This is a genomic window from Streptomyces sp. NPDC041068, assembly GCF_040647455.1.
In the GTDB taxonomy this organism is placed as follows: domain Bacteria; phylum Actinomycetota; class Actinomycetes; order Streptomycetales; family Streptomycetaceae; genus Streptomyces.
Map to the genome: position 1 here is coordinate 207,961 of NZ_JBEZCG010000014.1, position 17,009 is coordinate 224,969.

Sequence of the window (17,009 nt, forward strand, 5' to 3'; positions counted from 1 at the left end):
GAGCGAGCGCAAGGACCGGTACGGGCCGGACGCGGACCACGCTCATGGTTCTAAGGCTTCGTCGTTCCCAAGCCGCCATGGGGCGCGTTGTCGGGTGTCTACGCGACCTGCCGGGCGACGTCCTGGTCGGCGAAGCGGGCGGCGATCGCGGAGCGCAGGGCGTCGCTGCCGTCGGCGGTGCCGTCGACCTGGCGGCGGAGTCCGGCGAGGGTTTCGCGTAGTCCGGGCTCGGTCTTGTCGAGGTCGAGGCGCAGGCGCAGCGCGGCCCCCTGGTGCTTGGGCAGCTTGCCGACGAGCGCACGGTCGATGGTGCGCAGCACGGGCGTGGGGTCGGTCTCGGTGAAGTCGGCTGCGGCCATGCCTTGGGGCTTGGTGCGCTGCGCGGCGAGGTAGGTGGGCAGCTCGGCGCGGAGTGCTTGCAGGGTGTCGAGGTCGGCGCCGCTGATGATGTCGGCGGTGCTGCGTCCGGCCTCCAGCAGGGCGCGGGCACGGTCCCAGGCGCGGCCCTGGCGGGCCTCGGCGAGCAGTTGCTCGGCGGCCTCGCGCGGGGCCGGTGCGGTGGTCTGCTCGGCGTAGGCGCGTATCTGCTGGCCCGCGGTGGTCGTGGCGCGCTCGATCTGGTCGAGGTCGGCGGCGGCCTGCTCGCGCGCCTTGCGCTCCATGTCGGCGCGGCGGCGGGTGTTGGCTTCGTCGGTGAGGTCGGGGTCGCGGAAGGTGTGGGCGGTGCTGAGGGCGGTGTCGAGGCGGCGGCGCAGCTCAACGAGGTCCGTCGAGCGGGCGCGGCGCACGGTGCCGAGGGCGAGCTGTGCGTCAACGATGCTGCGGCCGTACGCGGGGGTGGTCATGGTCTCGGGCTCCAATCGGTCGGGACGGCGGCGGGTCAGTAGAAGCGGACGCGTACGGGCTGGCCGTGCTCGTCGAGGGGCAGGGGGCGGGCGGGGCGCATGGTGTGCAGCTCGGCGTAGCGGCGTAGCGCGTCGACCTGCTCGCGGTGCTCGGCGGGCGGGCCGCCGGGGGCGTCCTCGATCGTGAGCGTCTGCCCGGCCTGGGCGGCCTGCTCGCGGAGGTGGCCGAGCCATCGGCCGTTGTCGGTGAACAGGACTCCCTCAACCCACCACGGGGCGGTGTGCACCATGCCGTGCTCGCCCATCGTCGGATGGGTGCTCACCGGTCCCGAGCGGGCGTCGGGTGCGGTGACCTTGCGCCACGGGATACGGCGGTCGTCGGGCGTCTGGTCAACCCACTGGGACCGGTCAACGTCGGTCGTGGTCACTTGGCGCCTCCGCTCGGCTGCTCGGCGAGGGTGTCGAGCGCAGGGCGGAGTGCCCCCCGTGCCCGGTGCGCCTGCTCAACGATGTGGTCGCGGGTGAACTCCGGGGCGAGCGCAGTCTTACGGATGCCGTGTGCTCGGTCGAGGTCGTCGAGCAGCACGGCGAGGCGGGGGCCGGATCCGTCGGCGTTCCGTACGTCGCCCTTGCCGAGATCGACCATTGCGCTACCGAATCCGGCATGCCAGCGGGGAGCGGTCGGCGAGGCGGGCGGGCCTTCCATGTCCTCGGGGGAGCCTGCGCACTGCGGGGCGCCTGTGTCCTTGAGCAGGCGGGCGGCCTCGGTGACGGCGTCGTCGAAGGCGTCGGATGCCGCGATGAACTCGGCGAGGGCGTCGCGGGCGGCGGCGTACTGGGTGGCGAGGGCTTGCGGGGGCTGCTCGGCGAGCAGGGCGAGAGCGCGCTCGGTCGTACGGCGGCGCTCGGTCTCGGCGGCCTTGGCAGCGGTGCGCTCGGCCTTGCGGTGGGCGGCCTCGGCGCGCAGGCGGGCGAAGCGGCCGAGTTCGCGGGCCGCGGCGAGCTGCGCCGGGGTCACGTCCTCGTCTCCGTCGCGTACGCGTTCCTCCATGGCGGTGAGTGCCCGCTCGGCCTCGGCCGCCTGCTGCTCGGCCTGCTCGACGGCGGGGGCGGCCTCGGGCCCGTCGGCGGTGGTGGTCGGGGTGCTGGTCACGGTGCGGTGTCTCCTTGGTGGTGGCGGTAGTGGTCGAGGGCGGCGCGGTCGATGGCCCATACGCGGGCGCCGAGGCGTTCGGCGGGCAGTCGGCCGGTGGTGATCAGGTGCCGTATCCAGCGCGGCGAGCACTCCATGAGGGCTGCCGCTTCGGCTACGGGCACGCTGACCGTGCCCGACAAGGCGGGGGTGCTTCCGGTAGCGGCAGAATCGAACGGCGCGGTGACGAAATCGAACGCGGTCCGGTCGGCGTGCTGCGCGGCGGCTTGCAGCTCGACGAGCAGACGGCGGGCGGCGCGCGAGAGTTCGCCCCCGTCGGTGCGGGCGCGGGCGTCGAGGTGTGCGAACAGGATGCGCGCCACCTCGCCAGCCACGGAGGGCGGCACGACCACCGACCCGTTTGCCCGCACGAGGCGGCGCCCCGGCTGAGGGCGGCTCATGCTGACCCCCCTCCCTCGGCCTGCTCGGCGTCGACAACTTGGCGGGCAAGGTCGACGGCGAGGCGGCCGAGCATCGAGGCTTCGCTGTCGTCGGCGACTCGGGCGAGCAGTCGCAACTCGCGTGAGAGGGCCGGGCGCTCGTCGAGCGCGGTGTCGTCAGTTCGGACGATGGCCTCTTGCAGCGCGTCGAGGACGGCGCCGATGGTGAGTGAGGCGGTGGTGCCATCGGTGAGGGTGAAGTGCCAGCGGTCGGCCCGGTTGGCGTTCTCCAGAGCAGTAAGACGGTCGCGGAAGTCACGGCGGCGGCGCGTCATCGACGTCCCTCCTGGTCGTTCTCGGCGGTTTCCAGGGCGGCGAGGCGCTGTTCGAGGTCGAGGGATTCCCGCAGGGCGAGGCAGGCATCGAGCAGAGTGCGCGCGGCCTGTACGCGGGCCTGGCCGCGCTCGTTGTCGAGGGCGTCGACCAGGGCGTCAACGGCCTTGGTGGAGGCCGCGGCAAGGCGACCGACGGCTAGGTGCAGCAACTCGGTTCGTGCGTCGGTGACTTCCTGATGGAACGAGGGCTCGTCCAGCCACCGCAGGATGGTGCGGCCGGAGACTCCGGCGGACTTGGCGGCTTGCCCGGTCGTGCGGCCCTGGGCGAGGGCGAGCACGGCGGCGGGTCGGCGTGTGCTGGTCAAGGTTCAGAACTCCAATCGGCCTCGCGCACGCGCGCGAGACGCGGAACGTCGCGGATGGACATGGGGAGTGGCCGCACGCCTCGCGATACGGCAGCGGGCGCAGGCTTTTCGCAGGCCAAGGGCGGGTGTGTAGGGGTGTGCAGGGATTTCCGGTGATCCCCGTACACACCTGCGTAAGGGAGTTTCGGAAACCCCTACATGGCCCTACATGCGAGCCGGTCATGGCACGTCGTCGTCGGTCCCGGCGAGCATCAGGCCGAGGTAGAACTGCCCGGCGCTGCGACGAGTCTTGGTGTGCCCCCGCTTGGTCATGGACTCGGCGAACGCGGCCTCGTTGCCCGGCTGTTCGCCGCTCTCTGCGCACCAGCGTGACCAAGCGGAGAAGAGGTCACGGGCTTTGACGGCGCTGTGCGGGTTCGTGAGCGCGCGCTCGTCGAGGAAGCGGGCCAGGACGTCGCTGTCTGCCTGATAGGCCGCGGTACGAGCACGCACGGTTTCGGGTGGATTCAGGCCCTGCGTCTGGTAGTCCCGCCATCCCTGGTAGGCCCATGCGAGCACCGCCGGTGCGGCTTGCTTGAGGCGGTCGGGCAATCCGGGATCGCGCTCCGCCTCGGGGATCACGACGTCGAACGGAACGACATGGATGCGGCGCCATATGGCCGGGTCGTCGCCGGACACCTGGGGCAGGAAGTTGGTCAGCATGACCAGCGTGTGTGACGGGTCGAAGGTGATCGGGTTGCGGTGCATGAGGTTGGCCTCGATCGGGTCGCCGCCGACCAGGCGCTTCATGGTGGCCTCGGCGAACCGACGCCCCTTCTCGGTCTCCGAGCAGAACGCGAGCCGCGAGCCGCGCAACCGCATCTTGAACGCGCCGTGCCGCTCGTGCTTGGACTCCATGAGGATGGCCGGGTCGACCTCGATCGCGTAGTCGCCGAAGGCAGACATGATGGCGTCGCGCAGGGTGCCCTTCCCGTTGGCCCCGGTGCCGGTGAAGATCGGCATGACATGCTCGCGGACCTCGCCCAACATTGCGTACCCGAAGAGGCGTTGAACGAAGGCGCGTACGGTCTCGTCGGGCAGGATGCGAGCGAGGAATGCGGCCCATTCGACGTCGTGCTCGGCGGCGAGCGGCCCGCCGGCCACCTTGGTCAGCAGGTCCGCCCGGTCGTTGGCGTGAACGGTGCCGGTGCGCAGGTTCACCGTGCCCGCGGGGGTGTTGAACAGGTACGGGTTGGCGTCCAGCGCACGTGACGGGGTGGAGATCGGCGGGAGCGCGGAAGCGATCCGCACCATGCCGTCGATCCCGTTGGCGGACTCGGCCTTGCGTACGTCCTTGAACAGGGCGGTGCGCTCAGGGCTTTCGAGCCGGTCGAGTTCACCAAGGGCGGTCTTGATCGTGGCGACGGCGGCCTCGACGTCGGCGCGCTGCTCGTCGACGGCCCACCGCGCCCCGTCCCAGTGGTGCCAGCCGATGCCGTGCACGTAGCGCAGGTGGTCGGCGTGCTCGGTCACGAAGCGCTCGGCCATTCTCAGGTGCCCGCGGTGGCGTTCCGGCCCCGGGACCGGCGTGGCGGCGAGCGGGACGTCGTTCGCGCGCGTGGAGGTAGGCGCGACCGGTCGCGCGGGCACCTCGAACTCGTTGCACAGCGGCGGGGCGGTGAGCATCGTCACCGCCGGGTCAAGCGACGGCCGGGGTTCGCCGTGCGCTGTGGGCGGTTCCGGGTGGTGCGAGGTCACGCGGAGACTCCTGGGGCAGTTGGCGGGGGCGGTCGAGCTGGCGGCCGTCGGGGGTGAGAGTGCGCACCCATCCGGGCCGTCCGGGGATGGCGATGGGCGGCCATCCCTGCGTGGCGGTCACGGGGCGGGCGGGAGCGGATGGGGCACGGCGCCGGGCGGCGAGTTCGTCCTGCGTGGGCCGACGGGCAAGGCCGCCCACGACAGTGCGGGCGTAGGCATTGGCGTCCGCAGTTACGTGGGCGAACCACTGCTCGGGGTCGTGTGTGAGCAGGTGGTCGAGCCATGCCTCGCGGGCCGTGTGGCGGCGCCATTGCTCGGCGGCGGTGAGGATGGCCGCCGCGCGACCTGGGTCGCTCGCCCGAAGCGCACACCATGCAGGACTGCCGTATTCGGGGAAGTCTTCGACGCCAAGCGCCGTCACCTGAGCTGAGACCCATAGGGCGACCTGGTCGGGCATGGCGGGTTCCTCTCTCCCCATGGGCAGGCTTGCGGGCCGCGCTGCGTCGCGTTGCAGGTCTAGGCAGCGTTGGGTGTGCTGTCAGGGACGTTTGAGCCGGGGGCGGCCCCGTCTCCGTTTCGGATGCCAAGCAGTTCGAGCAGGTCTGCGGTCGGCACTCGGTACGCCGTGCCGACCCGCAGGAGACGTACGGGGAACTCGCCACTCTGGGCCAGCTCGTAAGCCTTCGATCGTCCAAGGGACAGGGCTCGCCCTGCCGTGACCAGGTCGACGGCTGCGGGGAGGGCGAGGAGGTCGGATCGCGACATGCCGCGCTGTGTCATTGGGTGTCTACCTCCGTAAATTTGGCACCTGATGGACACAGATTGCCTAGCCGTGCTGGACCGTGTCAATGAATTTCGATACTGTGCTTCCATGACACAAGAGGACTGGTCGGTGCGACTGGGGCAGAGGATCGCTGGCGAGGTCAGGCGCTTCCGGCGGCATCGAGGTATGAGCGCTCAGCAACTGTCGGACCGGTGTGCGGAACTTGGGATGCCCATCGCGCGCTCGGTACTCGCAAACTTTGAGAGCGGGCGGCGGCCGACTCTCGCGATTGCGGAACTACTGGTAATTGCCCAAGCGTTGCGGGTTCCGCCGGTAACGCTTGCGTTTCCCGTCGGATTCGAGGAGGAAGTCGAGGTTCTGCCGGGGCAGACGGCGAGCACTTTTGAAGCGGCTCGCTGGTTCACCGGCGAAGCTCCGGGACACACCGGCGAGAACTGGCGCTACACGGACCAGGACGCGGACGACTACGAGGACACACCGTACGGAATCGAACGGTTCAGGCGGCATGACGCCCTGGTCCGGGCGCTTGTGTCTCATCAGTTGAGGGCTGACGAGAAGCTTAAGCGGGCCACGAAGATGTCCGACGAATGGCCCGATGCTGAGCTTCGTCGTGCTCTCTTGGACGTCGCCGAAGAAATGGAGGAAATGACGTACAGGGGGGCTGGGGAGGTCGAAGATATTCGTCGTGAAATGCGTGAGGACGGGCTCACTCCTCCGCCCTTGCCTTACTACTTGAATGCCTATTTCCGCGAGGACATCGAGAAGCCTGAGGTGTCCTCGTCGCTCCGCGCCTTGCTTGAGCAAGAGGACAGGGAGAAGGCAGCCGGTACAGGTGGGGCGGAACAGGCTGAGGAGGGCGAGTGACTCGGTTAGCGGTGTCACCAGTGATTGAGGGGGAGCGGATCAATGGCCGGTAGCCGCCGCGGAGGTGCCGTCTACAGGCGGTGTGAGTGCCGAGATGGCAACGGAAGGCTCCTGGGCGCCGCGTGCCCGGACCTCGCGAAGCGCACTCATGGGCGCCCGGCGATACGCCAAGAACTGCCACGCGACGCCGACAGCAAGCGCCGTACGTTCCGCCGCACCGGATACGACAAGGTCAAGGATGCACAGGCCGACCTCGATCGCGTCCGCGCCATCCTCGACCTTGCGGGGGATGACCAGGATGCGCAGCAGCGAGTCGGTGACCTTCTGGCCGACGTAGCCAAGCGCCGGGCGTCGATCCCGGCGCCTGCCGAGGTCTCTCGCCGTCTCGGGGTCGGTGTGCCGCTCGACGGCAAGATGACCGTCGGCGAGTGGCTCGACAAGTGGTTCGCCGCCAAGAAGACCCGGAAGACGACGAACAACGGCTATGCCTCGCACATCCGCGTGCACCTGAAACCGCGGTTAGGGCACCTCCGCCTCGACCGTCTGTCGGTCGGCCACGTTCAGGAGATGTTCGACGCCATCGCCGACGAGTCCGACGTGATCCGTGCGGAGAATCAGGCCCGGCGCGAGCAGGAAGCGCGTTGCCGGTGGGGGAAGCCGGGACGCCCGCCTGCCAGCGAGCGCCAACGGCTCGCAGCGGAGCGCGCCAAGCTCGATGAAATGAAGCCGTACCGCAAGGCGAACGGCCCATCGACTCGGCAAGCGATCCGCCGGACGCTGCGCACCGCCCTGAACAAGGCGATTGCGCAGCAGTTGATCACGTTCAACGCAGCGGCCCACGTCGAGTTGGAGGCGGCGGCTCGGCCCAAGGGCCTTCTGTGGACCGCCGAGCGGATAGCGCGTTGGCGAGAGACGGGCGAGGTTCCGGGGCCCGTCATGGTGTGGACTCCCGAACTGCTCGGTGAGTTCCTGGACGCGGCCGAGGGCCATAGGCTCTACGCCCTCTATCACCTGATCACTCATCACGGCCTGCGTCGTGGCGAGGGTGTGGGCCAGGGGTGGGCGGACTGCCACCTTGAGCAGGCACCGCCACGGGTGGACGTGACTACCGAGATCGTCGTCGATGGGTGGACGCCGATTGAGACCGCGCCGAAGACGGACGGCTCGGCGGCCTCGGTCATGATCGATTACGGCACTGTGCTCGTGCTGAATGAACACAGGGTTCGCCAGTCCGCAGAGCGCGACGCCTGGAACGCCATGGCGGCGAGGGAGCGGGAAGCGGGCAAGGACGTGGCCGACTGGCAGAACACGGGGAAGGTGTTCACCGCCGAGGACGGCAGTTGGCTTCACCCGGACGTCGTGAGCCGGGAGTTCGACAAGATCGTGAAGAGGGCTGACCTTCCGCCGGTCAACCTCCGCGACACTCGCCACAGTGCCGCCGGACTCGTGAAGGCCGGAGGCGGCGACTTGCACGACGCCAAGAAGAAGCTGCGTCACTCCACCATCGCGCTGACCTCGGACACGTACATGGAACTGTTCGAGGAGTACGAGCAGGACTTGACCGAGCGCGCGGCGGCGGCCGTGCCGCGCGCACGGAGGCGTGCCACGGAGGAACCAGCGGCGTAGCGTGGTCGGCGAACGGGCCCTGTCACCGCAGGTGGCAGGGCCTTTTTGCTGGCCCGCTGCTGGCCCGGATGCTGCCAAACGGTGCCGGAGAGGGCGCATGGTCCGTCATGGACCATCACGTCTGAACTAGGCATGACCTGCTGTTTTACCTATGCTGCGGCACTCGGCGGCACGATCCGGAACGGCCCGACAGTGATCGTTTCGGCCTCTCCGGAGACTTTTAATCCATTGGTTGTGGGTTCGAGTCCCACACGGTCTACCTCAGGCAGGGCGAGGAAAACCCCCTCTGACCTGCTATGCAGCGTCCGGGTCCACTTCGGTGGGCTCGGACGCTTCTTCGTTTTCCGGCGCGTGCGTGAGCGATGCGTGAGCGGACGGGGCATCATCAGGGCTCTCGTCAGCGGATACCTCGGCCTTCCGGGCCCGGGGAATCAGGTTCGCGGCCTTCTCGGCGATCTCGCAGGGCAGGCTCATATACGTGCCCGAGGTGAGCGTGGTGGTGGAGTGCCGCAGCGCACAGCACGCTGCGCCGGAGAGGGGTGGCCTGCCAGGCGGGCCACCCCTGGGGCTTCGGAGCTACGAGGCCATTCCCGCCGCGGTCACGATGACGGTCACGATGGCGATGGCGACCATCAGCGGCTTCGCGATGGTCGGGTGTTGGTGCGTGACATACGCCCCGAAGGCAGCAGCGATTGCCGTTGCCACGACGAGGGCCAGGACATCGGGCCCAATGTGCATTGCGTTCTCCCACGGATAGAGCGGTCGGATGGGTGGCTCCGGAGCCGTGAGAGAGGTTGGAGGAGGAGGGGCCAAGCCACGCAACTCTCGCGAAAATCCGTCTGACACTCCTGTTTTCGCAGCTCACAGGGCTGTCAAGCTCTCGCGACGTCGGGTGAGGCGATGGAGCATTCTCGGTATCGGGAGAACTGGAGCTGTCACAGTTGGGCCGACACCTGCGACGCCGAATGGGCAACGTTCCCTCGGCGCAGCGCGTCGTCTTCGCCCGGCCCAGTGAAGTGGCGTACTTCTGGCGCATGCTTGCGATCGGCATCGGCGATGAGAAGCGCCCCACTGTAGGGGGTGGTGGTGTTGAGCTGCGATGGATGCGGCGCGCGACGCAGCGGGGAAGTCGAGGTACCAGCCATGGACCAGACCATGATCTCGGGCCCCATGATGTCCCAGGAGAACATGCGGCGGATCATGTCCCATTGCCTTGCACGCGTAGCGTTCGCGGGCTGGCACATCGAACGAGACGACATCCAGAAGTGCCCCAGCTGTCGGCCACAAGCCTGTCAAGCGAACTCCGAGGCCGACACACGCTGCGACTGCTGGAGATCATGAGCGGGCAAAACCGGGGCGAGGGCAGCGCTGGGGCGTCCCTGATGATGAGTGAGTCCCGTCGGCGGTGACGCGAGCGTGCCAAACCATGTCCTCGTCCATGGCCGGAGGGTGGCCGAGCTGGGCACCGCGGGCTGGTGCCTGAGCGTGTTCCCCGTGGGCGCCCTGCACGATCAGTTCCCGGATGAACTCCGCGGGCGCACGACTACGACCTCCGATGCCTGGATCTAGGACAGTGGCCATGGCCGGCACACCATAGGCTCAGGTCCAGGACGGGCGTGAGTGGTACATAGCCTCCGAGCCCCACAGCCGGGGCAGCGGTGTCGGTCAGGCGGAGGCAGAGGCGGAGGAATCCTGTCCTTCCACGAGTTCCTGTATCGCGGTCAGGACCCTCGTCACCGCTCCAGGTTCGGATGCAAGATCAGTCAAGGGCACGGTCGGCCACCCCTTGTAGCCCTTTTCGGGCTGCACCTCCAGCTTCGCCTTCAACTCACCGACGGCCGGCAGAGAATCCGCGAACGCGGCTGCGACGTCAAGACCGAGATGGTGGGTGATCGACGCGAAGCTGAAGCCGAGTTCGGTCTTTTCGCTGTCGTGCAAGGACAGAGTCCAGATCGGTACCTGTCGGTCCCCGGCCCGATAGTGGGCGGACATGCTCGGGTACTTGGCCGTGCCGCCCTCCAGCCGCCCCATCGAGGTCGCGTGATCGAGCAGCTCTGACGCTGCGCGTCGCAGATCCGGGGTGAGGTGATCGCGCAGTGCCGCATCCATATCCGTCCGTGTCGTCCGCTGGCTGCCACGACGGCCGGTTGGGGACTTCGCCGCCGTAGCAACTTCTCCATGGATGCGCGGCACGAGGACCCGTAGGTCGCCTCCGCCTCGGTACTGGGTCAGCTCGACCGCGTACACATCGGTCTGCCGCATCTGCCGGTTGAGGAATTCGACGATCGCCCGCAGCTCCAACGGGATGCGGTCGGCGACGAAGAGCAGACGCATCTGTCCGGCCGCCAGCCGTTCCTCGACCGTCGTCCAGAAGTCCTCCGGGGACTGCTCGCCGAGGAGTTCCGCGTACGCCTCCTCCACGGACCTGCCATCCGCCGCGCAGGTCTCCTCGAAGGAGCGCTGCAGCAGGGCGGCTGGCCAGTAACGGGCTCCATTCGCCGCGTAGTCGAGCATTTGCCCTACGACTTCTCGACGTATTCGGGTGTCGGTCGCCCGCTTGACCTCCACCAGGGTCGGAACCCCATCAGCGTCGACGAAGAGGTGGTCCAGCCAGTACGTAGGGCCGCTCTCCGCGCTCGTTGCGACCCCCATCTCCCGCGCCACGAGCACCAGCCGCAACGGCTGGCCGTCCGCGAGCGAACCGAAGTCAAGGACCCGCGGATGCCGGGCGAGGAGTTCTTGGAACTCCGCCTCGGTCTCGAACGCGGTCGGCTCGAGAGCGTGGAAGCCCTCACCCAGGACGAAGACCGACTGGTCAGTCATGTGTTAACCCACCCCATCTGAATCTGCGTATCCGTGACCGTGGTCAGTGGTCACGTGCAGACACATTCGTACCCGACGGCACTGACAACGCGTTCCCGCCGTCCGCCCGGCAGCAACCAGCGACAGGAGGAATCCACGTCGTGGTCCACGGCGCCTACGCGGCATCCGAGTCCGACTCGGTGGGCTCCGACGCTTCTTCGCCCTCCGGCTCGTGCGCGAGTGATGCATGAGCGGACGAGGCATCAGAAGGGCTCTCGTCAGCGGATGTTCCGGTCTTCCGGGCCCGAGGGATCAGGCCCGTGGCCTTCTCGGCGATCTCGCGGTCGACCTCGGGGAGCAGACTCGTGTACGTGTCCGAGGTGAGCGTGATGGTGGAGTGCCGCAGGGTCTCCTTCACCGCGTGGATGTCGCCGCCACCGCCGTGGGTGAGGGTCGCCGCGACGTGGCGCAGGTCGCGAAGCGTGATGGGCGGGAGGTCGGTCGTCGCGAGAATGCGGCGGAAGGTCTCGGAGACCGTCTCAGGGTGCAGCCAGGAGCCGTCTTCCTGGGTGAAGACCTTGCCCGTGTCCTGCCAGGCGGTGCCCCACTTGGCGCGCTCCTTGTCCTGGAGAGCCTTGTGGTCGCGGAGCACGGTGACGTTCGCGGAGTCCAGCGCGATGGTGTTCGCGCTGCCGTCGGTCTTCGGCTCGGACTCGTACGGGTCCCAGCCGTCGACCACGATCTCCTTGGCCGGAGTGATGAGGCCGGCGTCGAGGTCGATCTCGTGCCAGTCCTGGCCGACTGCCTCGCCTCGGCGCAGGCCGCGGGAGCCCATGAGGTGGAAGATCGCGTAGAGCCGGTCCTCCTCGGCCGCGTCCAGGAAGACACCGAACTGCTGAGGCGTCCAGACCATGACCGGACCGGGTATCTCGCCCGTCTCGCGCCAGCGCCGTACGCGCTCGTCGGTCCACAGCAGGGGCTTCGGCCGCTTGCCCGATGCGAGTTCGACGTGGGCGGCCGGGTTGAAGGTGATGAGCTGCTGAGCGATAGCCGAGTTCAGCGCGGCGCGCAGGGTGCGGCGGATGGCCTGCCAGGTGCTGGGGCCGCTCACCTTCCGGAACGGCTTCATCTCGGCGAGCTTCGCGCGCTCGGGGGCGAGGCGCTCCCGCTCGGCGGCGACGGGGCGGCCGGGCTTGCTCGGCTTGCAGCGGGCGATCTGTTCGCGGCGGGCCTGGTTCTCGGCCGCGATGACCTCGTTGGCGTCGGCGATGGCGTCGAACATCTCCACCAGGTGACCGACGTTGAGGCGGTCGAGGCGGACGTGCCCGATGCGCGGCTTGAGGTGGACGCGTATGTGCGAGGCGTAGCCGTTGAGCGTGGTCTTGCGGCGCTTCTTCGCGGCGAACCAGCTGTCGAGCCACTCGCCGACGGTGAGGCTGCCGCGGAGGGCTATGCCCGCGTTGAGGCGCCGCCTCGTCTCCTCGACGTCGGGCAGGGGTGCCTTCTCGGCAACGATCTCCTCCAGCATCGCGACGAGACGGGTGATGCTGTCGGCGTCGTCCGAGTCGGCTAGACCGATGAGAGAGCGGATGTGGTCGAGGTCGGCCTGGGCAGCCTTGAGAGACTCGTAGCCACTGCGGTTGAAGGCGCGACGGGTGCCGTCTTCGTGGGGTGGCAGTTCCTGGCGTATGGAGTACGAGCCGTGCTTGCGGCTGGCGCGCTTGGGGCAGTTCTTGCCGAGCGGCTTGCCGGTCTTGGGGTCGCGGCAGTAGCAGCGGCGGTGGGTGGAGCCCTTCAAAGATCAATCTCCTCGGTGGTGTTGGGGTCGGTTCCGGGCGGGTCGATTTCGGCGGCGAGGTCGGGCCACAGGTAGGGAGGCGTGACGCCGTCCTTCCGGATGAAGGCGCGGACCCGGCGCAGACGGCTCTTGGCGGTCGCAGCCTCCTGGGCGGCATGGGCCTGGGTGCGGAGGGCCTCGGCCTTCCGGTCGGCGTTCGGCGCGGTCTCGGCGTGGTAGCGCGCGTACTCCTCGTCGCCCTGTGCGTTCCGGAGCTGCTCCTCGGCGGCCTGGTGGGCGCGGAAGTAGCGCAGCATGTCGTTGTCCGTGCCGAGTGCGGCACCCTCCCCGGTGAACCAGCTCAGGGCGTTCAGCGTTGAGGTGGGGTGCTGGAGAGGGAGGCGCTGCACATCGTCGATGTAGCCGACGGGATAGATGAGGCAGATGGGGGGCGTGTTCAGGGCCTGGGCCAGGACCATGACGTCGACCAGGGGCAGGTTGGAGCGGCGTCCGGACTCCATGTTGGCGATCACGTTGCGGGGGATGGGGTGGCCGATCTCCTCGCACTTGTCGGCCAAGTCCTGTGCGCTCCAACGCAGTTCCTTCCGTCGTCTGCGGACTTCGGCGGCCACGGTGGCCATGACCTGGTCCGCCCATTCGAGGACGTCGTCCTCGTCGTCCTCGACGTCGTCCTTCTCGTATCCATGGTCCGAACGGTGTTGTGTCATGGAGACACAGTAGCTCGCTTAGCGTTGATATCAGGGCCGGGAGACGTGCGCGATCGTCGTGTTCGCCGAGGGCTCAGTCATGGATGGACGCGTGTATGCGAGAGAACGAGACCGTCGGCCGCGAGACCGGCGTGAAGGGCATGAGCCGGGAGGAGCTGCTGACCCTGCCCGTCGCTGTTGACCTGGAGACAGGTAACCGGGCGCTGGGGCTGGGACGGAGCAAGGGGTACGAGCTTGCGAAGCGGGGCCAGTACCCGTGCAAGGTGCTGCGGCTGGGCAACGCCTACCGGGTCGTGACCGCCGACCTGCTGGCCCTGCTGGGCCTGGCCGCTTGAGCGAGCGAGCGCGTAGCAGACGTGTCTGCGCTGAGCTGACACAGAAACGCTGGACTGTGGCAGGACGTGGACGTACTGTCCGTGTTCCCTCGCGGGAGTGGAGCCGCCGCGCACAGCGAACGAGCCTCCGGCGATGGCACGCCGGAGGCCCCAGAGGGCTCCTCGTATGACCACCCATTCACAGCGACCAACCGAAGTGCGGCCTGGCAGGGCCTGATGCACCTCGGGGAGGTACCCCTATGCCCAAGCCTACGGGCACCGCACCAACCACCACGCTCTCCGCAGCGCACTTTCCCCACTCCTCCACGCCGGAGGCCACGGGGGGCATGTTCACCGGCATGCCGATGAACATGCCCAGGAACCCGGAGGCCGAGAAGGCCGTGCTCGGCGAGTGCATGTTCCGCATGGAGGCCATCGACGAGGTCCGCCAGCTCATCGAGCCGTCGGACTTCTACGCGCCCGCGCACACCGCCATCTGGCAGGCCCTGCTGGAGCTGCGGCGCCAGGGCGCGCCCACCGACCCCATCGCGCTCACCCACCAGCTGCGGCGCACGGGTGACCTGCAACGGGTGGGCGGCCCCGCGTATCTGCATGCCATGGCCACCGGTGCCCCCGTTGGTGGGGCCGAGTATTACGCGGGCATCGTGCGGCAGCTGGCGGACCTGCGGGCCATGCACAGCATGGCGGTACGAGTGCTGCAGGGCGTCACCGCGGAGGGCGCGGACCCCGAGGAGGTCCGCGCGCTGGTCAACACCGCGGTCCAGGAGCTCGCGGTCCGCTCACGCCACAGCGCGGGCGGGCGGCTGCAGCAATACGCCGAGGACGGCTGGAGCTTCGTGACCTCCACCCCCGAAGAGGCCGACCCCATCTGGGGTCAGCGCGGCAAGGCCGCCTGGGAGGCCGGGGAGAGCCTGATGCTGGTCGGCCCGCCCGGCGTGGGCAAGTCCACGATCGCCCAGCAGCTCGTCCTGGCCCGCCTCGGCCTGCTGGCCCAGGTGCTGGACATGCCGGTCAAGGAGGGCAAGAAGGTGCTCTACATCGCGGCGGACCGGCCCAGCCAGCTCGCCCGCGCCTTCAACCGCGTCGTGCACCCGGCCGACAAGGAGATCCTTCAGCGGCGGCTGGTGTTCTGGTCCGGTCCGCTGCCCGCCTCCCTGACCGCTGAGCCGCAGCTGCTGGCCGACCTAGCCGCCGAGCACGGCGCAGACACCGTGGTGATCGACAGCCTCAAGGACGTCGTCGGCAAACTCACCGACGACGAGGCGGGCATCGCCTACAACAACGCCCGCCAGCAGCTGATCCGCGACGGAGTCCAGCTCCTGGAGCTGCACCACCAGCGCAAACAGGGCGCGGATGCCTCACGCAACCAACGCCCCGTCCTCGACCAGGTCTACGGCTCGGCCTGGTTCACCGCCGGAGCGGGCAGCGTCCTCTTCCTCGCCGGCGCGGCGGGTGATCCGATCGTCAAGCTGCACCACCTCAAGACGCTCAATGAGGAGATCGGCCCCCTGCCCGTCGTCCACGACCACGCCCGCGGGCTCTCCCGCGTCGAGGACACCCTCGACCCGCTCACGCTGATGCGCCAGGCCGGGCCGAAGGGGATGACGGCCCGCCAGCTGGCGGAGGAGATCACCGGCGAGGCTAACCCCGACCCGGCGGACGTCGCGAAGGCCAGGCGCCGCTTGGACGCCCTGGTCAAGACCGGGCACGCCGAGCAGGACAAGGGTGCTGGGGGTGGCGCGGGCGGCGGCAAAGCCACCGTGTGGAGGGCCACCGCACGCCCCATGGCCGTTGTCTCCTGACCTCCCGCGGCCCCCTTGAACCGCGTACGCGGTCCCGTACGCGCCCTGGCCCGCCAAAACCGCCTACGCGGCGCCTACACCGCGTACGAAATCCGCGAAACCGCAGGTCAGACGCTTACGCGCGACTGTATGCCCGCTACGGCGCCCAGCGCCTACGCGCTGCCCCCTCTTTAGAGAGGGGGCAGCGTAAGCGCCCCGATCTTCAAGCCACCGCACAAGCCCCACTTCCCCACCCTGGAGCCTGCCCTTGCCCTCCCCTGCCCCAAGCGCCCCGGCAGCCACACGCAACAGCCACAGCATCCGCGCTGGCATTGCCCTGGTCACCGCTCGCCTCAGCCGCCGAGGACGAGATCCTCGCCAGCATGACGGCCCTGGCGATGCTGGCCGAGCACCCGCACTCGCTGGGGGCCGTCGCGTGGGCCTCGCGACACGCATCATCCTCGTCGTCGGCCTGGTGGCCGTCGTCCTCATGGCCTTCCGGGTCTCGTGGAACGCGCTGTCCGACGTGGCCCGCGCCATCGGCGCCGACTCCACCGCCGCCCTGCTCTACCCGATCGTGATCGACGGGCTGATGGCCCTCGCTCTGGTCGCCACGCTCGTGCTCACCGGTCCCGACCGGAAGTTCGCGCTGCGGGTCCTGGCGGCCTACGCGATCGCCAGCCTCTTGCTGAACTACGTGCACGGCCTCATCCCAGCCCTGCACACCATGTCGACCCAGCAGGGCCGACTGGCCGACCAGGACCCTGTGAACTGGGCCCTCGTGCTGCTGGCGACCTCACTCCCGGTTGGATCGATCTACTTCGGGTCGGACCTCGTAGCGAAAGTGCTGCACCACAACCCGGCCGAGTCAGCCGACTCCGCCGACACGGCCTCTGACCAGTCGGTCAGCCAACAAGCTGACGAGCAGGCCACACGGTCGAGGTCTGACCAGGTCGAATTGGCCCCCGAGCAGCCGACCGAGTCGGCCCCCGTGAAGCTCGCCGAGGCGCCCATGACGAGGCTGACCGAGGCCAACAGGTCGGCCCCCGCTGCCCGACCGCCCCGGTCGGCCGCCGTGGCGGAGTCGACCGGAGCCGCCCCGCGTCGGGCGACCAGTCGAGTCCGCGCCGCCGAATCGACCGCCGACCGTCCCCGCAAACGCACCGACGCCGAAGTCCTCGACGAGGCCCGACTCCTGACCGCCGACTGGAGCGACGACCAGCTGACCGCCAAGCGTCTGCGCGACGAACTACGCATCAGCCAGAAGCGTGCCCCCACCGTGCGCAACCAGCTGAAGGCCGAGCGCACCGGCCAGGCCGATACCGCAGCGCACGACGGCTCCAAAGCTGAACCTCTCGACGGATTTGACGAAGCCGCCTCCCAGCAGCAGGACTCGCCCAACACCCTTGCTGGCACCGCCTGATTCCTCACGCTCACCTCACCCTCGCGGCTGGCCCT

The 17,009-nt window shown here is 68.9% G+C and carries 19 protein-coding genes; 5 read left to right on the forward strand and 14 right to left on the reverse strand.

Annotated features, from left to right (window positions below; all coding sequences use genetic code 11):
* Nucleotides 1-98: 98 nt before the first annotated feature.
* The 9 genes from AB0B50_RS30705 to AB0B50_RS30745 form a co-directional block, all read right to left on the reverse strand.
* The gene (locus tag AB0B50_RS30705; protein ID WP_362338979.1) at nucleotides 99-845 is read right to left on the reverse strand and encodes a hypothetical protein; all 747 of its coding nucleotides are present in this window, start codon (nucleotides 843-845) and stop codon (nucleotides 99-101) included.
* A 35-nt stretch (nucleotides 846-880) separates the two neighbouring features.
* Nucleotides 881-1,273: a hypothetical protein gene (locus tag AB0B50_RS30710; protein ID WP_362338981.1), complete on the reverse strand. Its 393-nt coding sequence runs from the start codon at nucleotides 1,271-1,273 to the stop codon at nucleotides 881-883.
* Complete coding sequence (locus AB0B50_RS30715; protein ID WP_362338983.1) at nucleotides 1,270-1,998, reverse strand: hypothetical protein; 729 nt, start codon at nucleotides 1,996-1,998, stop codon at nucleotides 1,270-1,272. The genes AB0B50_RS30710 and AB0B50_RS30715 overlap by 4 nt, the downstream gene beginning before the upstream one ends.
* Nucleotides 1,995-2,438, reverse strand: a complete 444-nt coding sequence (locus AB0B50_RS30720) for a helix-turn-helix domain-containing protein (protein ID WP_362338985.1) — start codon at nucleotides 2,436-2,438, stop codon at nucleotides 1,995-1,997. The genes AB0B50_RS30715 and AB0B50_RS30720 overlap by 4 nt, the downstream gene beginning before the upstream one ends.
* Nucleotides 2,435-2,752: a hypothetical protein gene (locus tag AB0B50_RS30725; RefSeq protein ID WP_362338987.1), complete on the reverse strand. Its 318-nt coding sequence runs from the start codon at nucleotides 2,750-2,752 to the stop codon at nucleotides 2,435-2,437. The genes AB0B50_RS30720 and AB0B50_RS30725 overlap by 4 nt, the downstream gene beginning before the upstream one ends.
* Entirely contained in the window at nucleotides 2,749-3,117 is a 369-nt protein-coding gene (locus tag AB0B50_RS30730; protein ID WP_362338989.1) for a hypothetical protein, read from the reverse strand. The genes AB0B50_RS30725 and AB0B50_RS30730 overlap by 4 nt, the downstream gene beginning before the upstream one ends.
* Before the next feature lie 219 nt (nucleotides 3,118-3,336).
* The gene (locus AB0B50_RS30735; RefSeq protein ID WP_362338991.1) at nucleotides 3,337-4,854 is read right to left on the reverse strand and encodes a phage/plasmid primase, P4 family; all 1,518 of its coding nucleotides are present in this window, start codon (nucleotides 4,852-4,854) and stop codon (nucleotides 3,337-3,339) included.
* Nucleotides 4,796-5,311: a DUF2742 domain-containing protein gene (locus AB0B50_RS30740; RefSeq protein ID WP_362338993.1), complete on the reverse strand. Its 516-nt coding sequence runs from the start codon at nucleotides 5,309-5,311 to the stop codon at nucleotides 4,796-4,798. The genes AB0B50_RS30735 and AB0B50_RS30740 overlap by 59 nt, the downstream gene beginning before the upstream one ends.
* Before the next feature lie 59 nt (nucleotides 5,312-5,370).
* The gene (locus AB0B50_RS30745) at nucleotides 5,371-5,634 is read right to left on the reverse strand and encodes an integrase (RefSeq protein WP_362338995.1); all 264 of its coding nucleotides are present in this window, start codon (nucleotides 5,632-5,634) and stop codon (nucleotides 5,371-5,373) included.
* 91 nt (nucleotides 5,635-5,725) lie between these two features.
* Between AB0B50_RS30745 and AB0B50_RS30750 the strand changes: the two genes are divergently transcribed.
* Both AB0B50_RS30750 and AB0B50_RS30755 read left to right on the forward strand, forming a co-directional pair.
* Nucleotides 5,726-6,502, forward strand: a complete 777-nt coding sequence (locus AB0B50_RS30750; RefSeq protein ID WP_362338997.1) for an XRE family transcriptional regulator — start codon at nucleotides 5,726-5,728, stop codon at nucleotides 6,500-6,502.
* Between the two features lie 42 nt (nucleotides 6,503-6,544).
* Nucleotides 6,545-8,128: a site-specific integrase gene (locus AB0B50_RS30755; protein ID WP_362338999.1), complete on the forward strand. Its 1,584-nt coding sequence runs from the start codon at nucleotides 6,545-6,547 to the stop codon at nucleotides 8,126-8,128.
* Between the two features lie 576 nt (nucleotides 8,129-8,704).
* Here the strand turns inward: AB0B50_RS30755 and AB0B50_RS30760 are convergent.
* The 5 genes from AB0B50_RS30760 to AB0B50_RS30780 form a co-directional block, all read right to left on the reverse strand.
* Nucleotides 8,705-8,866, reverse strand: coding sequence for a hypothetical protein (locus tag AB0B50_RS30760; RefSeq protein WP_362339001.1), 162 nt, complete (start codon nucleotides 8,864-8,866; stop codon nucleotides 8,705-8,707).
* A gap of 197 nt (nucleotides 8,867-9,063) precedes the next feature.
* Nucleotides 9,064-9,330 (reverse strand): hypothetical protein, encoded by a 267-nt coding sequence (locus AB0B50_RS30765; protein ID WP_362339002.1) that lies wholly within the window; start codon nucleotides 9,328-9,330, stop codon nucleotides 9,064-9,066.
* Nucleotides 9,331-9,793: 463 nt separating this feature from the next.
* Nucleotides 9,794-10,951 (reverse strand): hypothetical protein, encoded by a 1,158-nt coding sequence (locus AB0B50_RS30770; RefSeq protein WP_362339004.1) that lies wholly within the window; start codon nucleotides 10,949-10,951, stop codon nucleotides 9,794-9,796.
* 154 nt (nucleotides 10,952-11,105) lie between these two features.
* Entirely contained in the window at nucleotides 11,106-12,728 is a 1,623-nt protein-coding gene (locus tag AB0B50_RS30775; RefSeq protein WP_362339006.1) for a tyrosine-type recombinase/integrase, read from the reverse strand.
* Nucleotides 12,725-13,435 carry a helix-turn-helix transcriptional regulator gene (locus AB0B50_RS30780; RefSeq protein WP_362339008.1) on the reverse strand — a complete coding sequence of 237 codons (711 nt, stop codon included), beginning with the start codon at nucleotides 13,433-13,435 and terminating at the stop codon, nucleotides 12,725-12,727. The genes AB0B50_RS30775 and AB0B50_RS30780 overlap by 4 nt, the downstream gene beginning before the upstream one ends.
* Nucleotides 13,436-13,530: 95 nt before the next feature.
* Between AB0B50_RS30780 and AB0B50_RS30785 the strand changes: the two genes are divergently transcribed.
* From AB0B50_RS30785 to AB0B50_RS30795, 3 genes are all read left to right on the forward strand, one after another.
* The gene (locus AB0B50_RS30785) at nucleotides 13,531-13,770 is read left to right on the forward strand and encodes a hypothetical protein (RefSeq protein WP_362339010.1); all 240 of its coding nucleotides are present in this window, start codon (nucleotides 13,531-13,533) and stop codon (nucleotides 13,768-13,770) included.
* 239 nt (nucleotides 13,771-14,009) lie between these two features.
* Nucleotides 14,010-15,572 carry a DnaB-like helicase N-terminal domain-containing protein gene (locus AB0B50_RS30790; protein WP_362339012.1) on the forward strand — a complete coding sequence of 521 codons (1,563 nt, stop codon included), beginning with the start codon at nucleotides 14,010-14,012 and terminating at the stop codon, nucleotides 15,570-15,572.
* 415 nt (nucleotides 15,573-15,987) lie between these two features.
* Entirely contained in the window at nucleotides 15,988-16,974 is a 987-nt protein-coding gene (locus AB0B50_RS30795) for a DUF2637 domain-containing protein (protein WP_362339014.1), read from the forward strand.
* The last annotated feature ends 35 nt before the right edge of the window (nucleotides 16,975-17,009 follow it).